General features: G+C 73.5%; 14 protein-coding genes. 8 read left to right on the top strand and 6 right to left on the bottom strand.

All coding sequences use genetic code 11. The features are described from left to right. Window positions 1-139: 139 nt before the first annotated feature. The 3 genes from ACIPXC_RS27250 to ACIPXC_RS27240 all read right to left on the bottom strand — a co-directional run bounded on the left by ACIPXC_RS27250 (window position 140) and on the right by ACIPXC_RS27240 (window position 5,733). Window positions 140-1,000: an esterase/lipase family protein gene (locus ACIPXC_RS27250; protein ID WP_401623437.1), complete on the bottom strand. Its 861-nt coding sequence runs from the start codon at window positions 998-1,000 to the stop codon at window positions 140-142. 180 nt (window positions 1,001-1,180) lie between these two features. Next, a complete protein-coding gene (locus tag ACIPXC_RS27245) occupies window positions 1,181-2,185 on the bottom strand; it encodes a hypothetical protein (protein ID WP_401623436.1) in 1,005 nt (334 codons plus the stop codon). Next, window positions 2,182-5,733, bottom strand: a complete 3,552-nt coding sequence (locus tag ACIPXC_RS27240; protein ID WP_401623434.1) for a DNA polymerase III subunit alpha — start codon at window positions 5,731-5,733, stop codon at window positions 2,182-2,184. The genes ACIPXC_RS27245 and ACIPXC_RS27240 overlap by 4 nt, the downstream gene beginning before the upstream one ends. Before the next feature lie 161 nt (window positions 5,734-5,894). Between ACIPXC_RS27240 and ACIPXC_RS27235 the strand changes: the two genes are divergently transcribed. From ACIPXC_RS27235 to ACIPXC_RS27200, 8 genes are all read left to right on the top strand, one after another. After that, window positions 5,895-6,911 carry a DUF3533 domain-containing protein gene (locus ACIPXC_RS27235; RefSeq protein ID WP_401623431.1) on the top strand — a complete coding sequence of 339 codons (1,017 nt, stop codon included), beginning with the start codon at window positions 5,895-5,897 and terminating at the stop codon, window positions 6,909-6,911. A gap of 1,186 nt (window positions 6,912-8,097) precedes the next feature. Continuing rightward, a complete protein-coding gene (locus ACIPXC_RS27230) occupies window positions 8,098-9,000 on the top strand; it encodes an alpha/beta fold hydrolase (protein WP_401623428.1) in 903 nt (300 codons plus the stop codon). A gap of 471 nt (window positions 9,001-9,471) precedes the next feature. After that, window positions 9,472-9,636, top strand: a complete 165-nt coding sequence (gene fxsA, locus ACIPXC_RS27225; RefSeq protein WP_401623425.1) for an FxSxx-COOH cyclophane-containing RiPP peptide — start codon at window positions 9,472-9,474, stop codon at window positions 9,634-9,636. A gap of 28 nt (window positions 9,637-9,664) precedes the next feature. After that, entirely contained in the window at window positions 9,665-11,917 is a 2,253-nt protein-coding gene (gene fxsBH / locus ACIPXC_RS27220; protein ID WP_401623422.1) for a radical SAM/SPASM protein FxsBH, inactivated beta-hydroxylase extension form, read from the top strand. A 101-nt stretch (window positions 11,918-12,018) separates the two neighbouring features. Further along, window positions 12,019-12,756, top strand: a complete 738-nt coding sequence (locus tag ACIPXC_RS27215; RefSeq protein WP_401623451.1) for an aminoglycoside N(3)-acetyltransferase — start codon at window positions 12,019-12,021, stop codon at window positions 12,754-12,756. Between the two features lie 43 nt (window positions 12,757-12,799). Then, window positions 12,800-14,191, top strand: coding sequence for a TIR-like protein FxsC (locus tag ACIPXC_RS27210; protein WP_401623449.1), 1,392 nt, complete (start codon window positions 12,800-12,802; stop codon window positions 14,189-14,191). Next, window positions 14,175-18,176, top strand: coding sequence for an FxSxx-COOH system tetratricopeptide repeat protein (fxsT, locus tag ACIPXC_RS27205; protein ID WP_401623419.1), 4,002 nt, complete (start codon window positions 14,175-14,177; stop codon window positions 18,174-18,176). The genes ACIPXC_RS27210 and fxsT overlap by 17 nt, the downstream gene beginning before the upstream one ends. Window positions 18,177-18,239: 63 nt before the next feature. Next, window positions 18,240-19,148 carry a DUF4231 domain-containing protein gene (locus ACIPXC_RS27200; RefSeq protein ID WP_401623416.1) on the top strand — a complete coding sequence of 303 codons (909 nt, stop codon included), beginning with the start codon at window positions 18,240-18,242 and terminating at the stop codon, window positions 19,146-19,148. 32 nt (window positions 19,149-19,180) lie between these two features. Here ACIPXC_RS27200 and ACIPXC_RS27195 read toward each other — a convergent pair whose 3' ends face one another. The 3 genes from ACIPXC_RS27195 to ACIPXC_RS27185 form a co-directional block, all read right to left on the bottom strand. Next, entirely contained in the window at window positions 19,181-19,660 is a 480-nt protein-coding gene (locus ACIPXC_RS27195; RefSeq protein ID WP_401623413.1) for a hypothetical protein, read from the bottom strand. A 97-nt stretch (window positions 19,661-19,757) separates the two neighbouring features. Beyond that, window positions 19,758-20,642, bottom strand: coding sequence for a S1 family peptidase (locus ACIPXC_RS27190; RefSeq protein ID WP_401623410.1), 885 nt, complete (start codon window positions 20,640-20,642; stop codon window positions 19,758-19,760). A gap of 1,132 nt (window positions 20,643-21,774) precedes the next feature. Beyond that, the gene (locus ACIPXC_RS27185) at window positions 21,775-23,115 is read right to left on the bottom strand and encodes a DUF5685 family protein (protein ID WP_401623407.1); all 1,341 of its coding nucleotides are present in this window, start codon (window positions 23,113-23,115) and stop codon (window positions 21,775-21,777) included. Window positions 23,116-23,224: the final 109 nt, after the last annotated feature.

Here is a 23,224-nt window from a genome sequence, read left to right as displayed (position 1 = left end):
GTACGAGGACGACCCTCCGCCTTGCGATCGCACGCACCAGACGCCGCGGGGCCCGCCCTCCGGGCGGACGGCGCTACTTTCGAAACACGCCCTAGGCCTGTCGAGCGGGTCTGTCCGGGCGGACCGCCCGCGTCCGGTGTCAGTCGAAGACCGAGGCGCAGGTGGTCCGTTCGGCGTTGGCCGGGTCGAGGGCGTTGAGCGCCTCGTGCCAGGCGATCCGGTCGGTGAGCCCGATGGCCACGTGCTCCGAGAAGTCCAGGAAGCACAGGTCCTGGAGCACGACGTTGCGTACGTTCGGCCCCTCCAGGAAGCCGCTCCGGTACGGCGTCACCACCTGGTCGTACTTGGTGGCGATGACCGTGTACTTCACCCCGGGCACGGTGTCCCCTCCCTCGTTGAGCTTCTGCAGGAAGGCGGAGCCGGCGATCTGGTCGGCGAGGCCGGGGGTCGCGCTGCTGATCAGGTCCTCGGCCCCGGGGAAGTACGGGAGGAGCTTGGTGAAGCCGAGCAGGGTGGTGCCGTGGTTGTCGGGGGCGAGCCCGACCAGCGCGTTGACCTTCTCCGCGCCGCCGAGGAACTTCAGGTAGTAGCGCGGCATCATGCCGCCCTGGGAGTGTCCGATGATGTCGGTCTTGGAGGCGCCGGTGGCGGCGAGCACCCGGTCGACGAAGACGTCGAGCTGTTCGGCGGACTTGTCGATGGGGCCGAGCCCATTGAAGAAGGGCACGCCGGGCAGCTGGCCGTAGTCGAGCGAGTAGACGCAGTACCCGCGGTGCACCAGGTACGGGGCGAGGCCGAGCCAGTTGTCCCAGGAGTTACCGAAGGTTCCGTGGACGAGGACGACGGGGCGGGGGTGGGCGGCGGACGGCTTGCAGGACCAGTTGTTCCAGCCACTGCTGGGGGCGGACGCGGCCTGCGCCGTGCCGGTGGGGGCGACGAGTGCGGCTGCGGTGAGGGCGAGGACGGCCAGCGGGCGGAGCAGGCGTCTCCAGGGCAGCATCGTGTGATCTCCTTGCGTTCGGCTCAAGGGGATGAGCGGGGGGATTCGTCCCGTGATCCGGATCACAAGAGGGCGCTGCTGCCGCTAAATTACGGGTGAGTAGCAAAACTGGGAAGTTACGCGTCGGTAAAAACTCGCGTGTCGCCCGACGCGTCGTGCGCCCGGCAATGCGACCGTCCGTCAGGCGGCCAGCGTGCCACGGGCGATGGCGTGCGGGCCGAAGCGCCTACGGACCCGGTCGGTGACGGCCTCCAGGCGGCGGGCCTTCTCGTCCTCGGGGTCGAAACTCAGCTGCCGCACGGCCCGTTCGGCCGGGATCAGCTCCTCGGCCCGCAGGGACAGCGCGCGAACCCGGGCCCGTTGCAGGCCGAGGCCCTCGTACAGGGCGTAGGCCGTGGCGGTCAGGGCCGCCGAGTGCGCGGTGGGTTCGGCCAGGGTGCGGGTCCGGGTGAGCGTGGTGCGGTCGGCGCAGCGCACGGTGAGCGACAGGACGCGGCACACCTGCCCGTCCTCTTGTGTACGAAGCCTCGCGCCGAGCTCCTCCGTCAGCGAGAGCAGGGCCCGCCGGTGCCGTGCGGAATCCAGCTCGTCCCGGTCGAAGAGCCGCTCGGCGGCGAGGGCGCGGGCGGGCGCGCCCGCCCGGACGGGGGTCCGGTCGATGCCGAGGGCGCGCTCGTGCACCTCGCGGCCGAGCCGGGCGCCGAGGATCCGCCGCAGGGCGGCGGGCGGCGCGGCGGCGACCCGGCCGACGGAATCGAGGCCGTAGGAGCACAAGGTGCGGGCCGTCCCGGGGCCGACCCCGTCGAGCGCGGTGACGGGCTTGCCCGCCAGGAAGGCCCGTACGGCGGCGGGGTCTTCGGGGAGCACCACGGTTCCCCCGGGGCGGGCCTCGCGGGCCGCCGCCCGGGCCAGCATCGGATTGCCGGCCACGCCGACGGCGGCGTCCACGCCGTACAGGGCGAGGGCCCGGACCCGGAACACGGCGGCCAGCCGGCGGGCGTCGCAGCCGAAGTACCGCAGTGCGCCGCGGACATCGGCGAGGGCGGCGTCCGGCGGCAGCGCCTGCACGGAGGGGGTGATCCCGCCGAGCAGCGCGAGCGCCCCGGCGTACTCCCGGGCCCCGAGCGGTCCTCCGCCGGCGGAGTGCAGCCGCAGGCACATCACGGCGTTTCCGGTGGCGCTCATCCCGCGCTCCCCGGGCTGGAGTGCCACAGCTTGCGGCCGGTCGCGGGGCCGGTGCCCGGTGGCCGGAGGTCGGCCCAGGGGTTCATCTCGTACCCCGTGGACATGCGGATCGTGCGCCCGGGCCCCTTCGCCGGCGGCTCCCCGTCGGCCGGTCCCGCACCCGCGGCGGCCGGTTCGCCGGTGCCGTTGCCGGTGTCGGTGCCGTTGCCGGGCGGCTCGGCGAGGCGGGCCGCGACCGCGTCCAGGCCGCCCGTCGCGCGCAGTTCCACCAGCTCCGCCAGGTTCCACGCCGCCGCCCCGACCACGCTCAGGCTCTGCGGGCCCCTGCGCTGCACGACACCTCGTACCAGCAGCAGGAAGGAATGGAAGACGGTGTGCGCGCACCGCTCGTGGCTGTCGTCGAAGAAGGCCAGGTCGACCAGGCCCGTGCCGTCGTCCAGCGTCGTGAAGACGACCCGCTTCCCGGACCGGATCGGCGGGGTCTGGGTGGCCGCCTTGGCTCCCGCGACCAGCACGGTCCGTCCGTGCTCGGCCTCCCGCAGCCGGCGCGCCGGAATCACCCCCAGCTCGGCCAGGAAGGCGTGGTGGTCGCCCATCAGGTGGCGCGAGGCGTCCATGCCGAGGACGCCCAGCTCGGCGCTGAGCCGTTCCGCGTCGGACAGGTCGGGCAGTCCGACGGACGCCGTGGACCGGCCTCCCTCCAGGGGGAGTTGGGGGCCGCGTACGCCGGCCGCCCGCTGCGCGCCGTGCAGTTCCGTCACGTGCAGGAGCAGGTCGCGCCGGTTGGCGCCGAAGGAGTCCAAGGCACCCACCTGGGCGAGCCGTTCGGCGACCGGGTGCCCCGGACGGGCCCGGTCCCAGAAGTCGCGCAGGGAGGCGTACGGCTGCCCGGACTCGATCCGGGCCGCCTCGGCCCCGCTGATGCCGTGGACGTCGGCGAGCCCCAGCCGCAGTCCCCACACACCACCGGCATCGGACACCAGTTCGATGCGGTGGGCGACCGCCGACCGGTTCACGTCCAGCGGCAGCACCGGCACGCCCCGTCGCCGGGCGTCCGCCAGCAGCAGCCGCTTCGGGTACATCCCCGGGTCGTGGGTCAGCAGCCCGGCGTAGAAGGCCGCCGGGTGGTGCGCCTTCAGCCACGCCGACTGGTAGGTGGGCACGGCGAAGGCCACCGCGTGCGCCTTGCAGAAGCCGTAGCTCCCGAAGGCCTCCACGATCTCCCAGGTACGGGCGATCACCTCCACCGGATAGCCGCGCTCGGCGGCCTTCGCCGCGAACCAGACCTTGATCCGTGTCTGCGACGGCGGGTCGGACAGCCCGCGCCGCACGCGGTCCGCCTCGTCCCGCCCGCAGCCGGTCATGACGTCCACGATCTGGATGATCTGCTCGTGGAAGACCACCACCCCGTACGTCTCGCGCAGCGCGTCGGCGAGGTCCGGGTGCGGGAAGCGCACCGGCGCCCGCCCGTGCCGGGCCTCGATGAAGGGCCGCACCATGTCGGCGGCCACCGGCCCCGGACGGAAGAGGGAGATGTCGACGACCAGGTCGTGGAAGGTCGCCGGCTGGAGCCGTCCCACCAGGTCCCGCTGGCCCGGCGATTCGATCTGGAAGCAGCCCAGCGTCTCTGCCGAACGGATCAGCTCGTACGTGGCCCGGTCGCCCGGCGGCACGTGCGCCGGGTCGTCCAGATCGAGCTCCTCCCCCGTGCCGCGCCGGATCTCCGCGACCGCGTGGGCCATCGCGGACTGCATCCGCACGCCCAGCACGTCCAGCTTGAGCAGCCCGAGGTCCTCCACGTCGTCCTTGTCGAACTGGGACATGGGGAAGCCCTCACCGCTGGTGGGCACCACCGGCGTACGGGCGAGCAGCGAGGCGTCGGACAGCAGTACCCCGCACGGGTGCATGGCGATCCCGCGCGGCAGCGCGTCCAGCGATTCGACGAGCTCCCACAGCCGCCCGTACGACTCCCCGCGTACGTCGCGCAGTTCCGGCAGCTCCTGCAGCGCGGCGCGGGCGTCGCGGGCCCGGATGTGCGGGAAGGCCTTGGCGAGCCGGTCGACGACGGCCGGGTCCATGGACAGGGCGGCGCCGACGTCGCGGACGGCGTGCCGGACCCGGTAGGTCTCGGGCATGGAGACGGTGGCGACGCGCTCGGCGCCGAACCGGTCGATGATCCGCCGGTAGACCTCCAGCCGCCGGGCGGACTCCACGTCGATGTCGATGTCGGGCAGGACGCGCCGGCGCTTGGACAGGAAGCGCTCCATCAGCAGGCCGTGCTCGACCGGGTCGGCGTGCGCGATCCCGAGCAGGTGGTTGACGAGGGAGCCGGCGCCGGAGCCGCGGGCCGCCACCCGGATGCCCATCTCCCGTACGTCGTCCACCACCTGGGCGACCGTCAGGAAGTACGAGGCGAAGCCGTGGTGGGCGATGATGTCGAGCTCGTGGTGCATCCGCTCCCAGTAGGCGGGGTCGCCCGCGTAGCCGCGCAGCACCATGCCGGCGGAGACCCGGGAGGTGAGGACCCGCTGGGCGCTGCGGTGGGCGGCGCCGACGAGGCGGGCCTCGGGGAAGTGCACGGAGCCGATGCCGAGGTCGTCCTCGGGGTCCACGCAGCAGGCCTCGGCGGTGTGCCGGGTCTGCGCGAGCAGGCGTCGGGCGTCGGCGGGGCCGAGGCCGGCCGCCCGGGCGATCAGGTCGGCGGCCTCGGCCATGGCGGCGGGGGCCTTGAGCCAGCGCTCACCGGTGTCGAGGGGGCCGCGGGGGTCGACGGGCACCAGGCGGCGGGCCGCGTCGAGGATGTCGGCGACCGGGCCCTGGCCGGGGTCGGCGTAGCGCACGGCGTTGGTGAGCACGGCCGGGACGCCCTGCTCGGCGGCGAAGCCGACGGTACGGGCGGCCAGCCGCAGCGAGCCGGGGCCGGTACCGGTACGGCCGTGGTGGACGGCCTCCAGGCGCAGGGAGTCCCCGTAGACCTCGCGCCAGGGCGCGAGCAGCCGGGCGGCACGGTCGGGACGACCCGCCGCGAGCGCCCGCCCCACCTCGGAGCCGGGTCCGAGGAGCACGAAGACGCCCTCCCCGCGCAGGGCGTCCCAGGGGACGATCGGCACCTCGGCGGCCGTCGCGTGGGCGGCGGTGACCATCCGGCACAGCTCTGCCCAGCCGGCGGCCCCGTCCCGGGCCAGGAAGACGGCCCGGGCGGCGGACTCGTCCAGGAAGGCCCCGCCCTTGACGGGGGTGCGCCGCCGGTACGAGGCCTCGCCCGGACCGCCGCCCGCGGAGGACGCGGTCGAGCCCCCCGGCCCGGCCGAGCCCGCCGCGGGGGCACCGGCGGGCGGCACCGCCATGTCCACGCCGAACAGCGGCCGGATGCCCGCCTCGGCCGACGCCTTCGCGAACCGGACCGCGCCCGCCAGGGTGTCGCGGTCGGTCAGGGCGAGGGCGTCCATGCCCCGCTCGGCGGCACGCTCCGCCAGCCGTTCCGGGTGGGAACCTCCGTAGCGCACGGAGAACCCCGAAACGGTGTGCAGATGCGTAAAACCAGGCACCCGCGGCCTCCTGCTTCGCTCGTAGAACACCACCCCCGCTCTCCACCATAGAGCAATTCGAATATCCGTGCGAAACACATGTTCGATCAGGTGCGCGGCGAGGTCATCCGTTCGGCCCGCCCCTGCTGCGGCCCGCCCCGCGCACGCCGAGCGTGTGAGACATGACCCCGTCCCAAGGCTTCCTCGCCGAGATCAAGGACGCCGTGACCACCCGGGCGGCGCTGCTCGTCCTGGGGGTGCTGGCGCTCCAGCTCGCCTTCATCACCTCGTACATCGGGGCCTTCCACCATCCGAAGCCCAGCGGGATCCCCCTCGCCGTGACCGCGCCCGCCGCGCCGGTGGCCGAGCGGTCCGCGCAACAGCTGGGCGCCCTGCCGGGAGACCCGCTCGACCCCCGTGTGGTCGAGGGCGAGGCCGCGGCGCGCGCCCAGGTCGAGAACCGGGACGTGGACGGCGCGCTGATCATCGACCCGGCCGGCCGGACCGACCGGCTGCTGGTCGCCTCGGGCGCCGGAGCCTCACTGTCCCAGGCCCTGGAGGAGGTCGTCGGCGCGGCCGAACGGGCCCAGGGACGGACCGTGCGGGTCACCGACGTGGCCCCGGCCGCCAAGGGCGACAGCCGCGGCCTGAGCTCCTTCTACCTCGTCATCGGCTGGTGCGTGGGCGGCTACCTGTGCGCCGCGATCCTCGCGATCAGCGCCGGCGCGCGACCCGCCAACGGGCACCGCGCCGTCATCCGGCTCGGCGCGCTGCTCGTGTACGCGCTCGCCGCCGGACTGCTCGGCGCGGTCATCGCCGGCCCGGTCCTGGACGCGTTGCCCGGCAGCATCTGGGGCCTCTGGGGGCTGGGCACCCTGGTCGTCTTCGCGGTCGGCGCGATCACCCTCGCCTTCCAGGGGCTGGCGGGCGTGATCGGCATCGGCCTGGCGATCCTGGTGATCGTGGTGCTCGGCAACCCGAGCGCGGGCGGCGCCTATCCGTACCCGCTGCTGCCGCCGTTCTGGAGCACCATCGGTCCGGCCCTGCCGCCGGGCGCCGGTACGTACGCCGCGCGCTCCATCAGCTACTTCGACGGGAACGGGGCCGGCGGGCCGATGCTGGTGCTCAGCGCCTGGGCGGTGGTCGGCGCGGCCATCACCCTGGCCTGCGCCACCCTCCGCCGAGGCCGCCCGACCTGACCCCTGCGGGGCCCCTGCGGGGTTGCTCGGCGGGTCCGGGGCTGGCTTCGCGGGGTCGGGAGCGTGCCGCCGGGCCCCTGCGGGGGTGCTCGGCGGATACGGGGCTGCTTCGCGGGGTCGGGAGCACGCCGCGGGCCCCGGGATACGGGCACGGTGGAGCGGGGTCGGGGGGCCGGGCCCCTGCGGGGTCGCTCGGCGGAATCCGGGCTGGCCTTGCCGGATCCGGAGCACGCCGCGGGCCCCGGGATACGGGCACGGTGGAGCGGGGTCGGGGGGCCGGGCCCCTGCGGGGTTGCTCGGCGGAATCCGGGCCGGCCTTGCCCGATCCGGAGCGTGTCGCGGGTCCCGGGTTACGGGCGCGGTGCGGGTGGGTCGGGGGGCCGGGCAGGGGTGTCTCCTCGGCTCGGCGCGTGCTCCTTGTCCCGGCTGTACCCGGTGGTCGCGCCTCGTCCTGCGGGGACACCCCTGCCCGTCCCCCCTCCAGCGGCACGGGCAGGCTCCGGGAAACCGTGGCGCCGCCCGAGCGGAGCCGCGGCGTGAGGCGGGGACACCCCTGCCGGGCCTCCCTCCAGCCGTACGAGCAGGCTCCGGAAAACCGTGGCGCCGCCCGAGCGGAGCCGTGGCGTGGGGCGGGGACACGGCGGAGTGTCCCCGCAGGACGAGGCGCGACCAGGGCCGCCTGGCCGGGACAAGGAGTCCGCGCCGAGCCGAGGAGACACTCCGGCGGGGCACCGACCCACACCCCCACACCACCGACCAGCCCAAACCCCACCCACACCACCGAGTCCGCCACAGGCACAGGCACAGGCACAGGCACAGGCCGTACCGACGAGCCCGCCGCAGGGGCAGTGGCCACCCCCGGCGGGAACCGCCCCGCACCGACCCACACCACCGACCCGCCGAGCCCTCCACAGGGACAGTGGCCACCCCCGGCGGGAGCCCACCCGTACCGCCGAGTCCGGCGCAGGAGTGGCCACCCCCGGCGGGAGCCGACCCGTACCGCCGCGCCCGGCGAAGCGGCAGTGGCCACCCCCGAACACCTCTGAGCGGATCCCGCTCTTCGGCATCGGCACGCCCCCGTGCGGGACCGGCACCGGAATCGCCCCCTGAGTGCGCCCTACCGCACTCCTCCCCCAGCGAGCACAATCGCCCTGACGACTCACACCGATCGTGAGGGAGGGAGCGCGTGCGCCATCAGGTGCGCACGGCGGACGGGCGCGCTCTGACCGTGGAGCGCCGGGGCGATCCGGAGGGCAAGCCCGTCTTCCTGCTCCACGGCATGCCCGGAAGCCGCCTGGGCCCGGCCCCCCGGGGCATGGTCCTCTACCAGCGCCGGATGCAGCTCATCGCCTACGACAGACCCGGCTACGGCGGCTCCGACCGTCACCCGGGCCGCACCGTCGCCGACGTGGCCCATGACGTGGCCGCCGTGGCCGACTCCCTCGGTCTGGACAGGTTCGCGGTGGCGGGCCGCTCCGGGGGCGCCGCCGGCGCCCTCGCCTGCGCCGCGCTGCTGCCGGAGCGGGTCACCCGTACCGCGGCGATGGTCGGGCTGGCACCCCGGGACGCGGAGGACCTGGACTGGTTTGCCGGGATGACTGCGTCGAACGTCAAGGAGTACACCACCGCCTTCACCGACCCCGAGGAACTGGCCGCCCGGCTGATCCCGCGCGCCGACGGCATCCGCAAGGATCCGGGGCGGCTGCTGGACGAGCTGCGCCGGGAGCTGACCGACAACGACCGCATGATCGTCTCGGACGCCGGGCTGCGGTCGATGCTGCTGCGGAACTACCGCGAGGGGCTGCGCCATTCGGCATACGGCTGGATCGACGACGTCCTCGCCTTCAGCCGGCCCTGGGGCTTCGACCCGGCCGACATCCGCTGCCCGGTGCTGATCTGGCACGGGGAGCTCGACGTGTTCTCCCCAGTGGGCCACTCCCGCTGGCTGGCCCGCCGGATCCCCGGGGCCACCGCCACGATCGAGCCGGCCGCCGCCCACTTCGCGGCCCTGCGCGCACTGCCCGACGTACTGAACTGGCTGCTGCGCGACCTGCCCGCTCCGGAGGTGACCGAACAGCAGCCCGCCTGAGGGCTGTTCGCCCTTGTACGGCTCTTCACGGCACGCTCCGGCCTGACTTCGATCGATCACCTGACCGACCGTCATGTCTTGGTTGGGGAATGGCCGGCTACGGACAGCGGTGCGTCGCTCGACGGAGCCGGACCGCGCGAGCGCGGAAGGGCCGCTCCCGCGATCCTCGGGTCGACGGCATCGGCATGGCGGCAGTCGGCGTCGGGCTCCCCGTCCACAAGCGCTCGCGGTCCGCTCCGGCCCGGCGCGAACCCCTGCCGGGTCGGCCGTCGGGAGAAAAGGATCTTGCCGTCCGGCGAACGGCCGAACAAGCCACCTCGGGAAATACGCCGCACTCGCTATAGAACGGTTGACCAGGCGTCATGTCTCGGTTGCCAATGGGGTGCGGCCGAGTAAAGTCCACGCTTGACGGCAGCGCGTCGCTGTTGTCATTCACATGCCCATTCCACTGACTTCCCCGAGGACGGTGTCGTGAACACTTCCGCAACCCCCCCGACCGGCACGGCCAAGACCCGCCGGGTCCCGCTCGCCAAGATCGACGTCGAGACCGCGTCCGCGGCCGCGACGCTCGGTCGCGTGCTCCCGGCCGCATCCGGCCGTCCGGTTCAGGCACCGATCTTCAACTCCGCACTCTGAGGCGGAGCAAGAGCTCTAGACTGGCGGAATGACCGGCCTGATCGCATTTCGCGAGATCGTCCTGAAAGTTCACAGCAGATGCGATCTTGCTTGTGATCACTGCTATGTCTACGAACACGCAGATCAGAGCTGGCGAGCCCGGCCGAAAGTGATCTCCCCCGAGGTTATTTCACGTACCGCGTCCAGGCTCGCCGAACATGCCCGTGACCATGCACTCCCCTCCGTCACGGTGATTCTCCACGGAGGGGAACCCCTGTTGGCGGGCACGGCCCGGCTCCGACTCGTCTGCGAGGAGTTCAGCCGGGCGCTCTCCGGGATCGCCGCACTCGACCTGCGGATCCACACCAACGGGCTCCAGCTCGGCACCCGTTGTCTCGACCTCTTCGCCGAGTTCGACGTCCGGGTCGGCATCTCCCTCGACGGGGACCGTGCCGCCAACGACCGCCACCGCCGCTTCGCCGACGGCCGTACGAGCCATCCGCTGGTCCTCGCCGCCGTCGCACGGCTGCGTTCCGCGCCCTACCGCCACCTCTACCAGGGCCTGCTCTGCACCGTGGACGTGGCCAACGACCCCGTCGCCGTGCTCGACGCGCTCGTCGAACTCGAACCCCCGCGGGTGGACTTCCTCCTTCCGCACGCCACCTGGGAAACGCCCCCCGCCCGCCCGGACGGGGAGCCGGACGCCTACGCCCGCTGGCTCCTGCGGATCTTCGACCACTGGGAACGGCTGGGCCGCCCGGTACCCGTACGGCTCTTCGAGTCCCTGCTGTCCACCCTGCGCGGCGGGCCCAGCCTCACCGAGTCGCTCGGCCTCGCGCCCACCGACCTCGTCGTCGTCGAGACCGACGGCACCCTGGAGCAGGTGGACTCCCTCAAGAGCGCCTTCGAGGGGGCCGCGGCCACCGGGTTCAACGTCTTCGACCACTCGTTCGACCAGGTCGCGGCCCACCCCGGGGTCCGCGCCCGGCAACTGGGCCTCGCGGGCGTCAGCGACCCGTGCCGCCGCTGCCCCGTCGTTCGTTCGTGCGGGGGCGGGCTCTACACCCACCGCTACCGCGACCGCAACGGCTTCGACAACCCCTCCGTGTACTGCACCGACCTGCGTGAACTCGTGGACGGGGTCGAGGGCCGCACCGCGCTCCGGGAGACCGCTCCCCAGCTGTCCGACCCGGCCGAACTGGCCCGCTCCCAGGAGGAGCTGACCCGGATCCTGCTGGCCCGGCTGAACGCGGACCTGGCCGCGGACCCCGCATGGGCGCACGCCTGGGAGCTGGTGGCCGCCGTGGAGCGGGCCGGGGAGGCGGGCGCCGACGCACTGGACGCCGTACTGGACCACCCCTTCACCCGGACCTGGGTGCTGGCGGCCCTGGACGCCGCGCGGGACGGCCGCCCCGGCGGCCCGGAAGCGGCCCGCAGGCTCACCGCGCTGGCCGCCGCGGCGGTGCTGCGCGGGGGGCTGGACCTGCCGGCCGAGGTGGCCTACCGGGACGGCGAGGTGTACCTGCCGACGCTCGGGCTGCTGCGGCTCGGGGAGCCGGGCACCGAGGGCCGGGCCTCGCTGCGCGTCACCGACGACGGCTACGCCGCCCGGGACGGCCGCTCCGAGCACCGCTTCGGGCGGGCGGCCGGCGACGCCCGCTGGCTGCCGGTACGCACCTGGTCGCCCGGCCCGGACGCGGCGCCGGTGGCACTGGAGGACCTCGACCCCTACCGCAACTGCTTCCCCCGCCCGCCCAGGCTGCGGCTCGGCGCCGGCGAGACCGAGGAGTGGCGGGGCAGGCTCGACCGGGCCTGGGCCCTGCTGCACAAGGCGGTGCCCGGATTCGCACGGGCGGCGGCGGCCGGACTGACCACCCTGACCCCGCTCGCGGGCGGCCCGCGGGCCGGCGGCTGGGGCGAGGCGGGCCGGCACGGTCCGGGAGCGCTCGGAGTGCCGTACGCGGCGGGCGTACGGGAGACCGCGCTCGCGCTGCTGACCGGACGGCGGCGGACCCGGCTGCGGGCCCTGACCGAGGTCACCGACCTGTACGCGCTGGACGGGGAGTGGCAGCACCCGTCGCCGTGGCGGTCGCGCCCGGTGCCGGTGTCGCGGCTGCTGGCCGACGTGCACGAGCGGGTGGCGGTGGAGGCGTACCGGCGGGCGACGGCGGGTCCCGAGCCGGACGGCGCGGACCGCATCCACGAGGCGCTGGACCGGCTCTCGGCAGCGGCCGAGCTGACGGTCACCGGCAAGCATCTGGTGGCGGAGCTGCGCTACGAGCTGAAGGCGGTCGACGCGTGAGCGCCCACTCCCCCTCCCCGGCGGGCCCGGGCCGGAGCCGCCGGACCACGGGTGCCCTGCAGCTCGCGGTGCAGCTGCGGCTGCTGGGGGTGCGGCCCGGGATGCGGCTCCTGGTGCACGCCTCGCTGCGTGGGACCGGACTGCGCGCGGAACAGCTGCGCGAGGCCCTGAGGGGCGTCCTGGGCCCGCGCGGGACCCTGGTGGTGCCGACGTTCACGCCGCAGAACTCCAGGACGTCCAGCGCCCATCTGGAGCGGATCGCCGGTATGGACGAGGCCGAGGTGCGGGCCTTCGTCGACCGAATGCCCGCCTTCGACCCGGCGAGCACGCCCAGCCAGGGCATGGGCTCCCTCGCGGAGGCCGTCCGGACCGCGCCGGGCGCCGCGCGCAGCTCCCATCCGCAGACCTCCTTCGCCGCGCTCGGCGCGGACGCGGAGCGGCTCTGCGCGGGCCACCGCCTGGAAAGTCACCTGGGTGAGGAGACACCCCTGGGAAAGCTGTGCTGGGAGGGCGGACAGGTACTCATGATCAATGTGGGGTTTTCCGTTTGCACCGCTTTCCATCTCGCGGAGTATCGAATTCCGAAGCCCCCCTTGCGCATGTACGAGTGTGTGGTGAAGGTGAACCTTCCGGAGGGTCATCAGGGGTCCCGCCAGGAAGGGGAGTGGACCGCATACGAGGACGTCGCACTGGACGACGGTGATTTCGCGGAGATCGGCAGGGCGTTCCCGGATTCGCGGGTGCGCAGGGGGCGGGTCGGAGGTGCGTCGAGCATGCTCTTCTCCGTCCCGGAAGCCGTCGATCACGCCCTTGAGTGGATGACCGAAAACAGATGCTGATTGACTGAACGATGAGGGGATGTGGCGAAGCAGCTCCGGAATGATGTTTCTTCGCTCGCAGCTTCGGGACGGGGGGCGTGTGCCCGCATCAGTGCAGCCGTATTTTTTTCTCAGCTATGCGCATACACCGAGATTCGGGGCCGGGGGGCCCGACCCCGACATGTGGGTCGAGCGCCTGTTCCGTGATCTCTGCAGCCATGTCATGGCGTTGACGGATCTGCCCGCGGGGGCCGAGGCCGGTTTCATGGACCGGGAGATACGCAGCGGCGAGGGCTGGTCGGAGCGGCTCGGGGCGGCGCTCGCCACCTGCCGGGTCTTCGTCCCGTTGTTCTCGCCGCGGTACTTCGCCAGTGAGATGTGCGGCAAGGAGTGGTACGCCTTCGCGCAGCGGGCGATCCACCAGGGGGCCCTGAGCAACCAGCCCGCCGAGGCCATCGTGCCCGCGTTATGGGTGCCGGTGCCCCTGTCGCAACTCCCGGGTCCCGCCGAGCGGTTGCAGTTCAACCACAACACCTTCGGCGAGCGCTACGTCACCGACGGGCTGTACGGGCTGATCAAACTGCGCGGTTACGCCGAGCAGTACGAGCGGGCCGTGTACGAGCTCGCCAAGCGCATCGTCCGGGTCGCCGAGACCGTCCGTCTCGAACCGGTCCGGCCGCTGGACTACCGGGGGGTGCCGAGCGCCTTCGGCCCCGCGGGCGGCCCCACTCCCGCCCGCAGCCTGCACGTGACCGTCGCCGCCGCCTCCCGGCACGACCTGCCGGACGGTCGCAGCCCCGAGTACTACGGGGACAACGCGCTCGATTGGAACCCTTACCACCCGGTGGCGCAGCGGCCCATCGCCTACGTCGCCGAGGACCTGGTCAAGAACCTCAACTACCAGACCAGCATCGGCTCCTTCGACGACGAGGCCGGGCACTACGACAGCAAGCAGCCCCCGACCCGGCCGGAAATCCTGATCGTCGACCGCTGGGTGGTGGAGGACGAGCACCGCCGCCAGCGCCTCGCCGCCTTCGACCAGGAGTCCCGTCCCTGGGTCAACGTGGTCGTGCCGTGGAACCGCTACGACCACCAGAGCCGTGCGAAGGAGATCGAGCTGGCGCGGCGGCTGGAGGAGACGCTGCCCGTCAAGATGGGCCAGGGCCGGGCCGCCTGCCGGGCCGCCGCGAACGGCGTGGCCAACATGGAGACCCTGGGGCAGATCCTGCCGCAGGTGGTCGAGGCCGCGGCGCAGCAGTTCCTCCGGCACGCCCAGGTCTACCTGCCGGCCGGCAACACCCACACCGAACGCCCGAGACTGCTGGGGCCGATGGGGATGGGCGGGCCTCCGGCCCGGCCACCGGTGCCCTTCCCGCCCGACACGTCCGGCGGCCACAACGACGGCAACGACAGCAACGACACCGACCGGGGGGACGCGGATGACAGCGAGTCGTGACAGCGGCGAGGGCCGTGACGGACGGATCGTCACCTTCTACTCGTACAAGGGCGGCACGGGCCGCACCATGGCGCTCGCCAACACCGCCTGGATCCTGGCGGCCAACGGCAAGCGGGTCCTGGCGGTGGACTGGGACCTGGAGGCCCCGGGCCTGCACCGGTTCTTCCACCCCTTCCTGGACCCGTCCACGCTCGGGGCCACCACCGGGGTCATCGACCTGATCAGCGAGTACGCGTGGGCGGCCACCAGCCCGGTGGCGCGCGCGGACGACTGGCACAGGGACTACGCGCGGATCCAGCCGCACGCCGTCTCCCTCACTCCGGAGACGCTGGGCTGGGAGTTCCCGGACGGGGGCACCCTGGACTTCGTCTCGGCGGGCCGGCAGAACCGCGAGTACTCCGCGACGGTGTCCACCTTCGACTGGGACAACTTCTACGACCGGCTCGGCGGCGGCCTGTTCTTCGACGCCTTACGCGCGGACATGAAGAGCAACTACGACTACGTCCTGATCGACAGCCGCACGGGTCTGTCCGACATCGCGGACATCTGCACCGTGCACCTGCCGGACGTCCTCGTCGACTGCTTCACGCTGTCCGACCAGTCCATCGACGGCGCCGCGTCCGTCGCCCGTCAGATCGACGAGCGGTTCAACGACCGGGGCATCAAGATCTATCCCGTTCCGATGCGGATCGACGAGGGCGAGAAGGAGAAGGCCGACGCGGGCCGGGCGCTGGCCCGGATCAAGTTCGACCGGTTCCCGGGCGGCCTGGTCGGTGACGAGCTGACCTCCTACTGGGGCGCGGTGGAGATCCCCTACCGGCCGTACTACGCCTACGAGGAGACGCTGGCCACCTTCGGCGACGAGGCGGGGCTGACCAACTCCCTCCTCTCGGCCTTCGAGCGGCTCACCGCCGTGGTCACCGAGGGCGAGATCACCTCCATGCCCGCCATCGGCGAGGAGGTCCGCCTGCGCATCAGGGACGCCTTCACCCGACGGCGTCCGGCGCTGCCGGCCGACCTGTTCCTGTCGTACGTGGCCGAGAACCGGATGTGGGCCGACTGGATCGAGTCGGTGCTGACCCGGGCGGGCTTCCGGGTGGTACCGAAGGACGTCTCGGCCGAGCGGCCGGCGCCGGCCGCGGGCACCGGGTCCGGCGGGGACACCCTGGGCGGCGGCACGGGCATCGGCATCGACACCGCCGCCCGGACCGTGGTGCTGCTCTCCACGGCCTACCTGAAGTCCGCGCGGGCCGTGGACGTGTGGGAGCGGGCGGCCGCCGAGGACCCGACCGGCGGCCGGCGCCAGCTGGTGCCGCTGAGGGTGGGTGACGTACGGCTGTCCACGCCGTACATCGACCGCAACCCGGTGGACCTGTTCCGTCTCGACGAGGTGCACGCCACCGCCGCCCTGCTGCGTGCCGTGGAGCGGCCCATGGCGCTGCCCGACAGCGTGGCGAGCGCCTCGCAGCCCGGCCCCCGCTTCCCGGGGACCGTTCCGAAGATCTGGAACGCGCCGCCCCGCAATCCCGGGTTCACCGGTCGCAGCATCGTGCTGGAGCGGATGCGCGACCAGCTCGGCGGCGGCATGGCCGTGGTGCTCCCGCAGCCGCAGACGCTGTTCGGCCTCGGCGGCGTCGGCAAGACCCAGGTGGCGCTGGAGTATGTGCACCGGTTCATGGCCGACTACGACCTGGTGTGGTGGATCTCCTCGGAGCAGACCGACGACGTGGTCGCCGCGCTCGCGGAGCTGGCGGTACGGCTGGGGGCGCAGACCGGCGAGGACATGGCGGCCGCCTCCCAGGAGGCGATCGACCTGCTGCGGCGCGGGGTGCCGTCCTCCCGCTGGCTGCTGGTCTTCGACAACGCCGACGATCCCGAGACCCTCAAGCGGTTCTTCCCGCCGGGCGGTCCGGGCCATGTGCTGGTGACCTCCCGCAACCAGTCCTGGTCGCAGTACGGCGACGCACTGCCGGTGGACGTGTTCCTGCGCGAGGAGTCCATCGAGCACCTCCAGCGCCGGGCCCCCGGGCTCACCAAGGAGGACGCCGAGCAGGTGGCGATCGCGGTGGGCGACCTGCCGCTGGCCGTCGAGCAGGCGGGCGCCTGGATCGCGGAGACCGCGACGCCGGTGGCCGCGTACATCGAGCAGCTCGCCCAGCAGGCGGCGAGCGTGCTGGGCCTGAACCAGCCGCCCGGATATCCGGAGCCGGTGGCCGCGACGTGGAACATCTCCATAGAGCGGCTCCAGTCCCGTTCCCCGGCCGCGGTCCGGCTGCTGCAGCTGTGCGCCTTCCTGGCGCCGGAGCCGATCTCCGCGAACCTGCTCTACAGCAAGGAGATGATCGACGCTCTCAAGCCGTACGACGCCTCGCTCCAGGAGAAGCTGGTGCTGGGCCGGGTGATCCGGGAGATCGGCCGGTTCGCGCTGGCCAAGGTGGACCAGGTCAGCAACAGCATCCAGGTGCACCGGCTGGTGCAGGCGGTGATCCGGTCGCAGATGCCGGAGGAGGACCAGCGGGAGGCCCGGCACGCCGTCCACCGGATCCTGGCCGGTGCCCGGCCCGACGACGACGAGCCGATCGACAACCCGGACACCTGGCCGCGGTTCAACACCATCTGGTCGCACCTCACCCCGTCCGAGGCCCGCTACTGCAAGGAGCCGGAGACGCGCAGGCTGCTGATCGACCGGGTCCGCTACCTGTGGAAGCGCGGCGACTTCAAGGCCGCCTACCAGCTCGGCGAGGAACTGCGCGAGGCCTGGAAGGAGATGCTCGGCAACGACGACCTGCAGTACCTGTACCTGCGTTTCCACCTGTCGAACATCCTGCGCTCGCAGGGCCGGTTCGTGGAGGCGAAGGAGCTGGACGAGGTCACGCTGGAGCGGCAGCGCGCGGTGCTCGGTCCCTCGCACCCGCACACGTACATGACCACGAGCGGTCTGGCCAACACCCTCGGCGCGCTGGGCCAGTACGGGCAGGCGATGGAGCTGGCCACCGACGCGCACGAGGGCTTCAGCCAGATCTTCCACGAGGCGCACCCGCGGACCCTGGCCGCCGCGAACAACCTGGCGCTGAACCTGCGGCTGGTCGGCCAGTACACCCGGGCCCGCGAGATCGACACGGAGGTGTACGACCTGCGCACGGAGGTGCTCGGCCCGGAGCACCCGTACACCCTGTCGTCCGCGCAGAACCTCGCGCGCGACCTGCGCGAGGTGGGCCGGTACGAGGATTCGGTGCAGCTGCTGAGCCGGACGTACGAGATCTACAAGCGGACGCTGGGAAGGGCGTTCCCGGGCACCCTGTCGGCCGCGAAGAACCTGGCGGTGTCGCTGCGCCGGGCCGGGCAGCTGGAGGACGCGCTGCGGCTGACGACGGCCACCCGGGCCCGCTACCGGGCCAAGTACACCTCGGTCAACCCGGACCTGCTCTCCTGCGAGCTGAACCTGGCCTCGGACCTGTTCGCGACCGGGGACCCGGGCGGGGCGCGGGACCTGGCGCAGGAGGTGGTCGACGAGTACATGAAGGTCCCGGGCGAGCGGCACCCGTACACGCTGGCGGCCGTGAACAACCTGGCGGTCTTCCACTGGGGCTCGGGCGCGGCGGAGCCGGCGGAGGCGATGCTGCGGCAGACGATCCGGCTGATGCGGGACGTCCTGGGCGGCAACCACCCGCACACGGTCTTCGCCACACTCAACCTGGCGAACGCACGGGCCGACCTGGGTGACCCGGAGGGGGCCCTGGAGCTGGAACGGCTGGCCGTGCTGCGGCTGCGCGAGGTGCTCGGGGCGCATCATCCCGAGACCCTGGCGAGCAGCTCCAACATGGCGGTCAGCCTGGACTCGATGGGCCGCAAGGAGGAGGCGGCCCGGGTGCGGAACGAGGCGGTGGTCGAACTGACCCGGCTGCTCGGCGAGGAGCACAGCCTCACCCGGTACGCCCGTGACGAGCGGCGGGTCCACCGGGACCTGGAGCCGCTCGCCGTGTGATCCGACGGAGGGCGGCGGGGGCCTCGGTCCCCGCCGCCCGCCACCCGAGACGAGGGGGGCGTTGTGACCGACAGCACGACCTTTCGAAACGAGGACCTGCCGGCCCTCTTCCACCACACGGACCAGGCGGCCATCTCCCGGCAGCGGGAGTCCACCCATGCCACGCGGGCGCAGCTGCTGCTGCTCGTGGCGGCCGCGGGGGCCGCCGCGCTGCCGCCGGGGCCGGAGCTCGGGCCGCTGCACCTGTTCGGGCTGCTGAGCGCGCTCTCGTACGCGGCGGTGCTGGGCGTGGGGATACGGGCGACCAGGCGCCGGGCCCGGCCGCAGTGGCAGCTCAACCGCAGTGCGGCGGAGTTCATCAAGTCGCTGGCCTGGCGGTACGCGGTGCACGGGGCGCCATTCGGCAGTGACGTGGCCGATCCCGGGGAGACGTACCGGACGCGGCTGGAGGCCGGTCTTGCCGAGCTGCGAAAAATGGGCTGGGAGGATCCGCGGGCGGCCGGCGCGGTGCCGGAGGGTGCGGAGATCACCGGGGCGATGAGGCGGCTGCGCGGCAGGGACTACCACGTACGGCGGGAGACGTACGTACGGGACCGGCTGATCGAGCAGCGCAACTGGTACCGGCGGCGGACGGAGGTGTCCCGGCGGGCGACGCGCCTGTGGTCGTGGACGATCGTCCTGCTGACCTGTCTGGCGCTGCTGTTCGCGCTGCTGAGGGCGTTCGGCTCGGGCCCGGGGGCGGGCCTGCCGGGGCTGCTGAGCACGGCGGCGGCGGCCGGGATCGCCTGGAACGAGGTGCGCCGCCACCATCCGCTGATCGAGGCGCACACGCTGATCGAGCAGGACCTGGCGGCGATGATGGTCGTGATGCAGACGACCATCACCGAGGTCCAGTGGCCCTCGTCGGTGTACGAGACCGAGCGGTACGTCTCGCCGCAGCACACGGACTGGCTGGCGCGGCACAGCAGTTGAGGCGGTGGTGGTCGCGGGTGGGAGGGCGGGGCTCAGTCCCGGGTCACGCCTTCGCGCCACAGGACGGTGACCGGCTTGCCCAGGGCCCGGGCATAGGCCACGATCTCGGCGGTGCCGCCGTGTCCGCGGGCGGGCCGGCCGTCCCAGACGGCGACGAGCCGGTCGCAGGAGTCGGCGATGTAGGTACCCGCGGCGTAGTAGGCCTCGTTCGTGGAGCGTGCGAAGTCCATGCGGATCTCCTGGGTGGCGCGGAGCCTGAGGCGCCGGTAGCGCTCCAGTGCCCCGGCGTCCTCGAAGGTCTCTTCGTAGTCCTCGCTGGGGATCACCACGGTGAGGTCGGCGCCGCATTCGAGTGCGATGGCCGCGAACAGCTGGTCCGCTCCGTCGGCGAGGCTGGAGAGGGCTTCCAGCGGGCCTTCGTGGCCGTCCAGTACGGCCCGCAGGCCGTTCTCCACGTGGCCGAGCCCCGAGTCGGGGATGGACCGGTGCCCGGTCACGCCGATGCGTTTCATGCCGGAACCTGCTTCCCCCGTGGACACGGCCGCCCTGGACATCCTCCCAGAAGGCGGGAGGACGTCCAGGGTGCCGACAGGGGCGCGCGGGGCACGGTCAGTAGACGCTGACCCCGTAGGCGTTGAGCGCTTCGACCACGGGCTGGAAGAAGGTCGTGCCGCCGGAGGAGCAGTTGCCGCTGCCGCCGGAGGTGAGGCCGACGGCCCGGGTGCCCGAGTAGAGCGGGCCGCCGCTGTCGCCGGGCTCGGCGCACACGTTGGTGCGGATCATGCCGTAGACGATGTCGCCGCCGCCGTAGTTGACGGTGGCGTTGAGGCCGGTGACCCGGCCGCTGTGGGTGCCGGTGGTGGAGCCGCGCCGGGTCACGGACATGTTGACCGTGGCGTTGACGGCGCTGGTGATGTCCTGGCTGCCGACGGTCCCGGGGGGCGTGGGCGTGTTGCTGGCGTACTTGATGAGGCCGTAGTCGTTGTTGGGGAAGCTGGACCCGGTCGTGGTGCCGAGGACGTTCGTGCGGGCGGAGTTGGTCCACCAGGTGCCCGCGCCGTCGGTGCAGTGTCCGGCGGTCAGGGCGTAGTAGTTGCTTCCGCTGCGGACGTTGAAGCCGAGCGAGCAGCGCCAGCTGTTGGCGTAGATGGCGTCGCCGCCCGAGGCGAGCTTGGTGAGCCTGCCCGGGATGCGCTCGATGCGCAGCGCCCCGGCGTCGGCTCCGGCCTCGCGCTTGATTCTCACGAGGGCGGCGGCGGGGACGGTGGAGTCGGCGGAGACCACGAGGGTTCCGGTGGCGGGGTCGGCGTGCCAGGCGGTGCCCGCGACGTCGGCCCGCAGGACGGAGGCGCCGGCGGCGGCGAGCCGGTCGGCGCTGAACCTGCCGTCCTGGGGGTCCGCGCTCGCCGCGGTGGGGGCGGCGAGCGCTGCGGCGGCGGCCAGGCCGGTGGCCACCGCGAGCAGCCTGTTACGGGTGGTGCGCTTGATCCTCACTTCTCGTCCTCCTGGAGAGGGTCGGGGGCCGGCGGTCGTGGGGGTGCCAGGGCCCGTGAGGCGCAGCCGGGGGCACGGTGGGCGCATGAACTTTGGCCGTGTCCCTGACAAGCGCTGTCGGGAGTGTCCTGTCGTCGGTTACCGGTCGCAAGAGCGGCTTTCGGCCTCCGCCCGCCGCCTTTCACCGTGGCGGGCGGCGTGTTCCGGGGTGGCGGGAAAGGCCTTGGGAAGGGGTCCGCGAAGGCGCGGTCGGCGGCGCGGGCGGAGCCCGGTCGGGCTCGGTGGTGATCGCGCCCCGCGCGCCGGGTATGCCGGCCTGCGGGCGGCGGAGGGGGCGTGCGGCGAGCCGTGCGCCGGCGCGTCGGGGGGTGCGCACGGCGGCCACGGACCGCGGGGCCGGCGTCCGGTCGGGACCGGGCCGGTGCGGGCCCGCGCCGGAGGGGGTCACCGGGCCGGTCCGGTGGTGCGCGTGCGCGGGGAACGCCCCGGCGGTACGGGGACGGGAGCGCCCGAGGGGGTTTCGGTGCACGTGGGGACGCGGCCGAAGGTGCGGGGCGGCGTCGGGACTTCGGGCCGGATCACGACGGGCGGGGCGGCCGCGGCGGGCGGTACGGGCGGCGCGGGCGGGAGGGCCCCGGTCGCGGGTACGGCCCGGGTCGCGCGGCCCCGGCGTCCGCGGTCCCCGGCGGTGGTGCGAAGCGGACCGCCCCCGCGGGCGTGCCCGGAGTGTGTCCGCGCAGCGGCGCCGGCCACCCGGGGGGCCGGCCCTGCGGCGTCCGCCGCAGGGCCCGGCGGGGCGGAGCGGCACCCGTGCGCGGGACGTGCCGGGGCGTGTCCGGCTGTGCGGCGAGGCGCGGCGCCGCCCGCCCTGCGACGGGCGGGACCTCTCGGACACGACCCCGGACGCGGAACGGCCGGAATTCGACCTTCCGGGTCGGCGGCGGGCCGACGGCCGCCGACCGGCGCGGGGAGACCGTACGGAGCGGACCCGGGCGCGGCCGTGTGCGCGCGCCGTGTCCGCCGGACCGCGTGCGGATCGTCTGCGTGATCGCTCATCCCGCTCAGCTCTTCCACGCAGGTCCGGACGGGAATCCCCGCATACGCCGTCCGGGCGCGTGGAACTGACGCGGACTCAGTCGCAGCAGCAGCCGCAGTTGCCGTCACAGCAGCCGCCCCCGCCACCGCCGGAGCCGCCCCCGGAACCACCGGTCGACGAGCAGCCCGGCCGGCAGCAGTCGCAGCATTCGCAGGCGTCGCACCACGGGGCGCGCTTCTTGCGCGACCAGGGGCCCTCGTACTCGGTGCAGCAGATCCGACAGGTGCAGAAGAGCCCGATGGCCACGGCGCAGCCGGCCAGCAGTCCGCGGCGCGGCTTCTGCGGGTGCTGACCGCCGCCACCGAAGCCACCGCCGCCGAAGCCGCCGCCACCGCCGTATCCGCCACCGCCGGGGCCGCCTGGGCCGCTGCCGCCGCCCGGGGCCTGGGGGATGTTCGCGCCGAGCGGGGCACCGCCGTAGGGGTTGCCGCCGTTCGAGCCGTACCGGTTCGAGCCGTACGGGTTCGGGCCGTACGCGTTCGGGCCCTGCCCCGCCGAGGCGGTGGCCGTGTGGCCGCAGCTCATGGTCCCGAAGGCCCGGTCCACGGAGGTGCGCAGCTCGTGCACGAGCAGTCGGTGGGCGAGGCCCGCGTCCGCGAACTCGACCTCGCCCAGCGCCAGCCTGATGCCGCGCAGGGCGTCGTCGCAGAGCCTGCGGGCCTCGGTGAGCGGGGTCCCGGTGGCGGTGAGCGGGTTCCAGGCGCCCGCCTCCGCGTCGGCGCCCCGGTCCTCGACCGCGTCCAGCAGGTGCGCGAGGCGCCCGAAGTACCGGCCCGCCTCGGCGAGCGCGGCGGCGTTGCCCGGCCGTCCGGCCAGCTGTGCGGTATGGGCGAAGGCGGCGGCCGTCGCGGTCTCCGTCGGCTCGGTCACCACGAGCACGGACGTGCCGGGGCCGGCCAGCGTCTCGATGCCCGCCTGCCGGTCCACCGCGTCCACGAGCACCGCGGTGTCGAAGCCGAGCGAGGCGCCGGTACGCGCACCGGCGCGGTCCCAGCCGCGGGCCACCTTGCGCGCGGCGGCGGCGATCGGGGCACGGGCCAACAGCCCGTCCCGGTCCGCCACGTGGTCGCGCACCTTGGCCGAGGCCAGGACCAGCGAAACGGCGGCCGCGAGCCGGGCGCCCTCGCCCTTGGCGACGGCGGCGGTGCGCATCCCGCGCAGCGGGCAGGGGCCCGCGGTGCGCCGGGAGCCGGGCGCGGGACCCGACTGAGCCTCCGTCAGAACGGAGACAAGCAAACCGTCATAGTTCGTGACGATCCGGGCGAACTGCCCGTGGTCCCCCCGAAGTGCCAGGCACAGCCCGCACAGATGGGCCATCCACTCCGCCTTGAACCGCTCCCCGAGCCGGTGCGTGCACGGTCTGACTATGCCGAACAAGCTGCTCCCCCGTGTGCCGTACGCGTGCTTGCCGGGCATCGTATCGACCCGCTGCTTTCACCCGTACGTCCCCGTCGCCCACCCGTACGGCGGCGGTCGTCGTATTTTC

Origin of the sequence: Streptomyces sp. NPDC090021 (assembly GCF_044748225.1) — a bacterium.
GTDB lineage: Bacteria > Actinomycetota > Actinomycetes > Streptomycetales > Streptomycetaceae > Streptomyces.
Note: the sequence above shows the minus strand (reverse complement) of the source record. Positions and strands in the feature narration are given on the sequence as shown.

Coding starts and splice junctions, on each gene's coding strand:
- ACIPXC_RS27250 (WP_401623437.1), bottom strand. CDS start 1,000: ATGCTGCCCTGGAGACGCCTGCTCCGCCCGCTGGCCGTCCTCGCCCTC.
- ACIPXC_RS27245 (WP_401623436.1), bottom strand. CDS start 2,185: ATGAGCGCCACCGGAAACGCCGTGATGTGCCTGCGGCTGCACTCCGCC.
- ACIPXC_RS27235 (WP_401623431.1), top strand. CDS start 5,895: ATGACCCCGTCCCAAGGCTTCCTCGCCGAGATCAAGGACGCCGTGACC.
- fxsBH (WP_401623422.1), top strand. CDS start 9,665: ATGACCGGCCTGATCGCATTTCGCGAGATCGTCCTGAAAGTTCACAGC.
- ACIPXC_RS27215 (WP_401623451.1), top strand. CDS start 12,019: ATGCGGCTCCTGGTGCACGCCTCGCTGCGTGGGACCGGACTGCGCGCG.
- ACIPXC_RS27210 (WP_401623449.1), top strand. CDS start 12,800: ATGTTTCTTCGCTCGCAGCTTCGGGACGGGGGGCGTGTGCCCGCATCA.
- fxsT (WP_401623419.1), top strand. CDS start 14,175: ATGACAGCGAGTCGTGACAGCGGCGAGGGCCGTGACGGACGGATCGTC.
- ACIPXC_RS27195 (WP_401623413.1), bottom strand. CDS start 19,660: ATGAAACGCATCGGCGTGACCGGGCACCGGTCCATCCCCGACTCGGGG.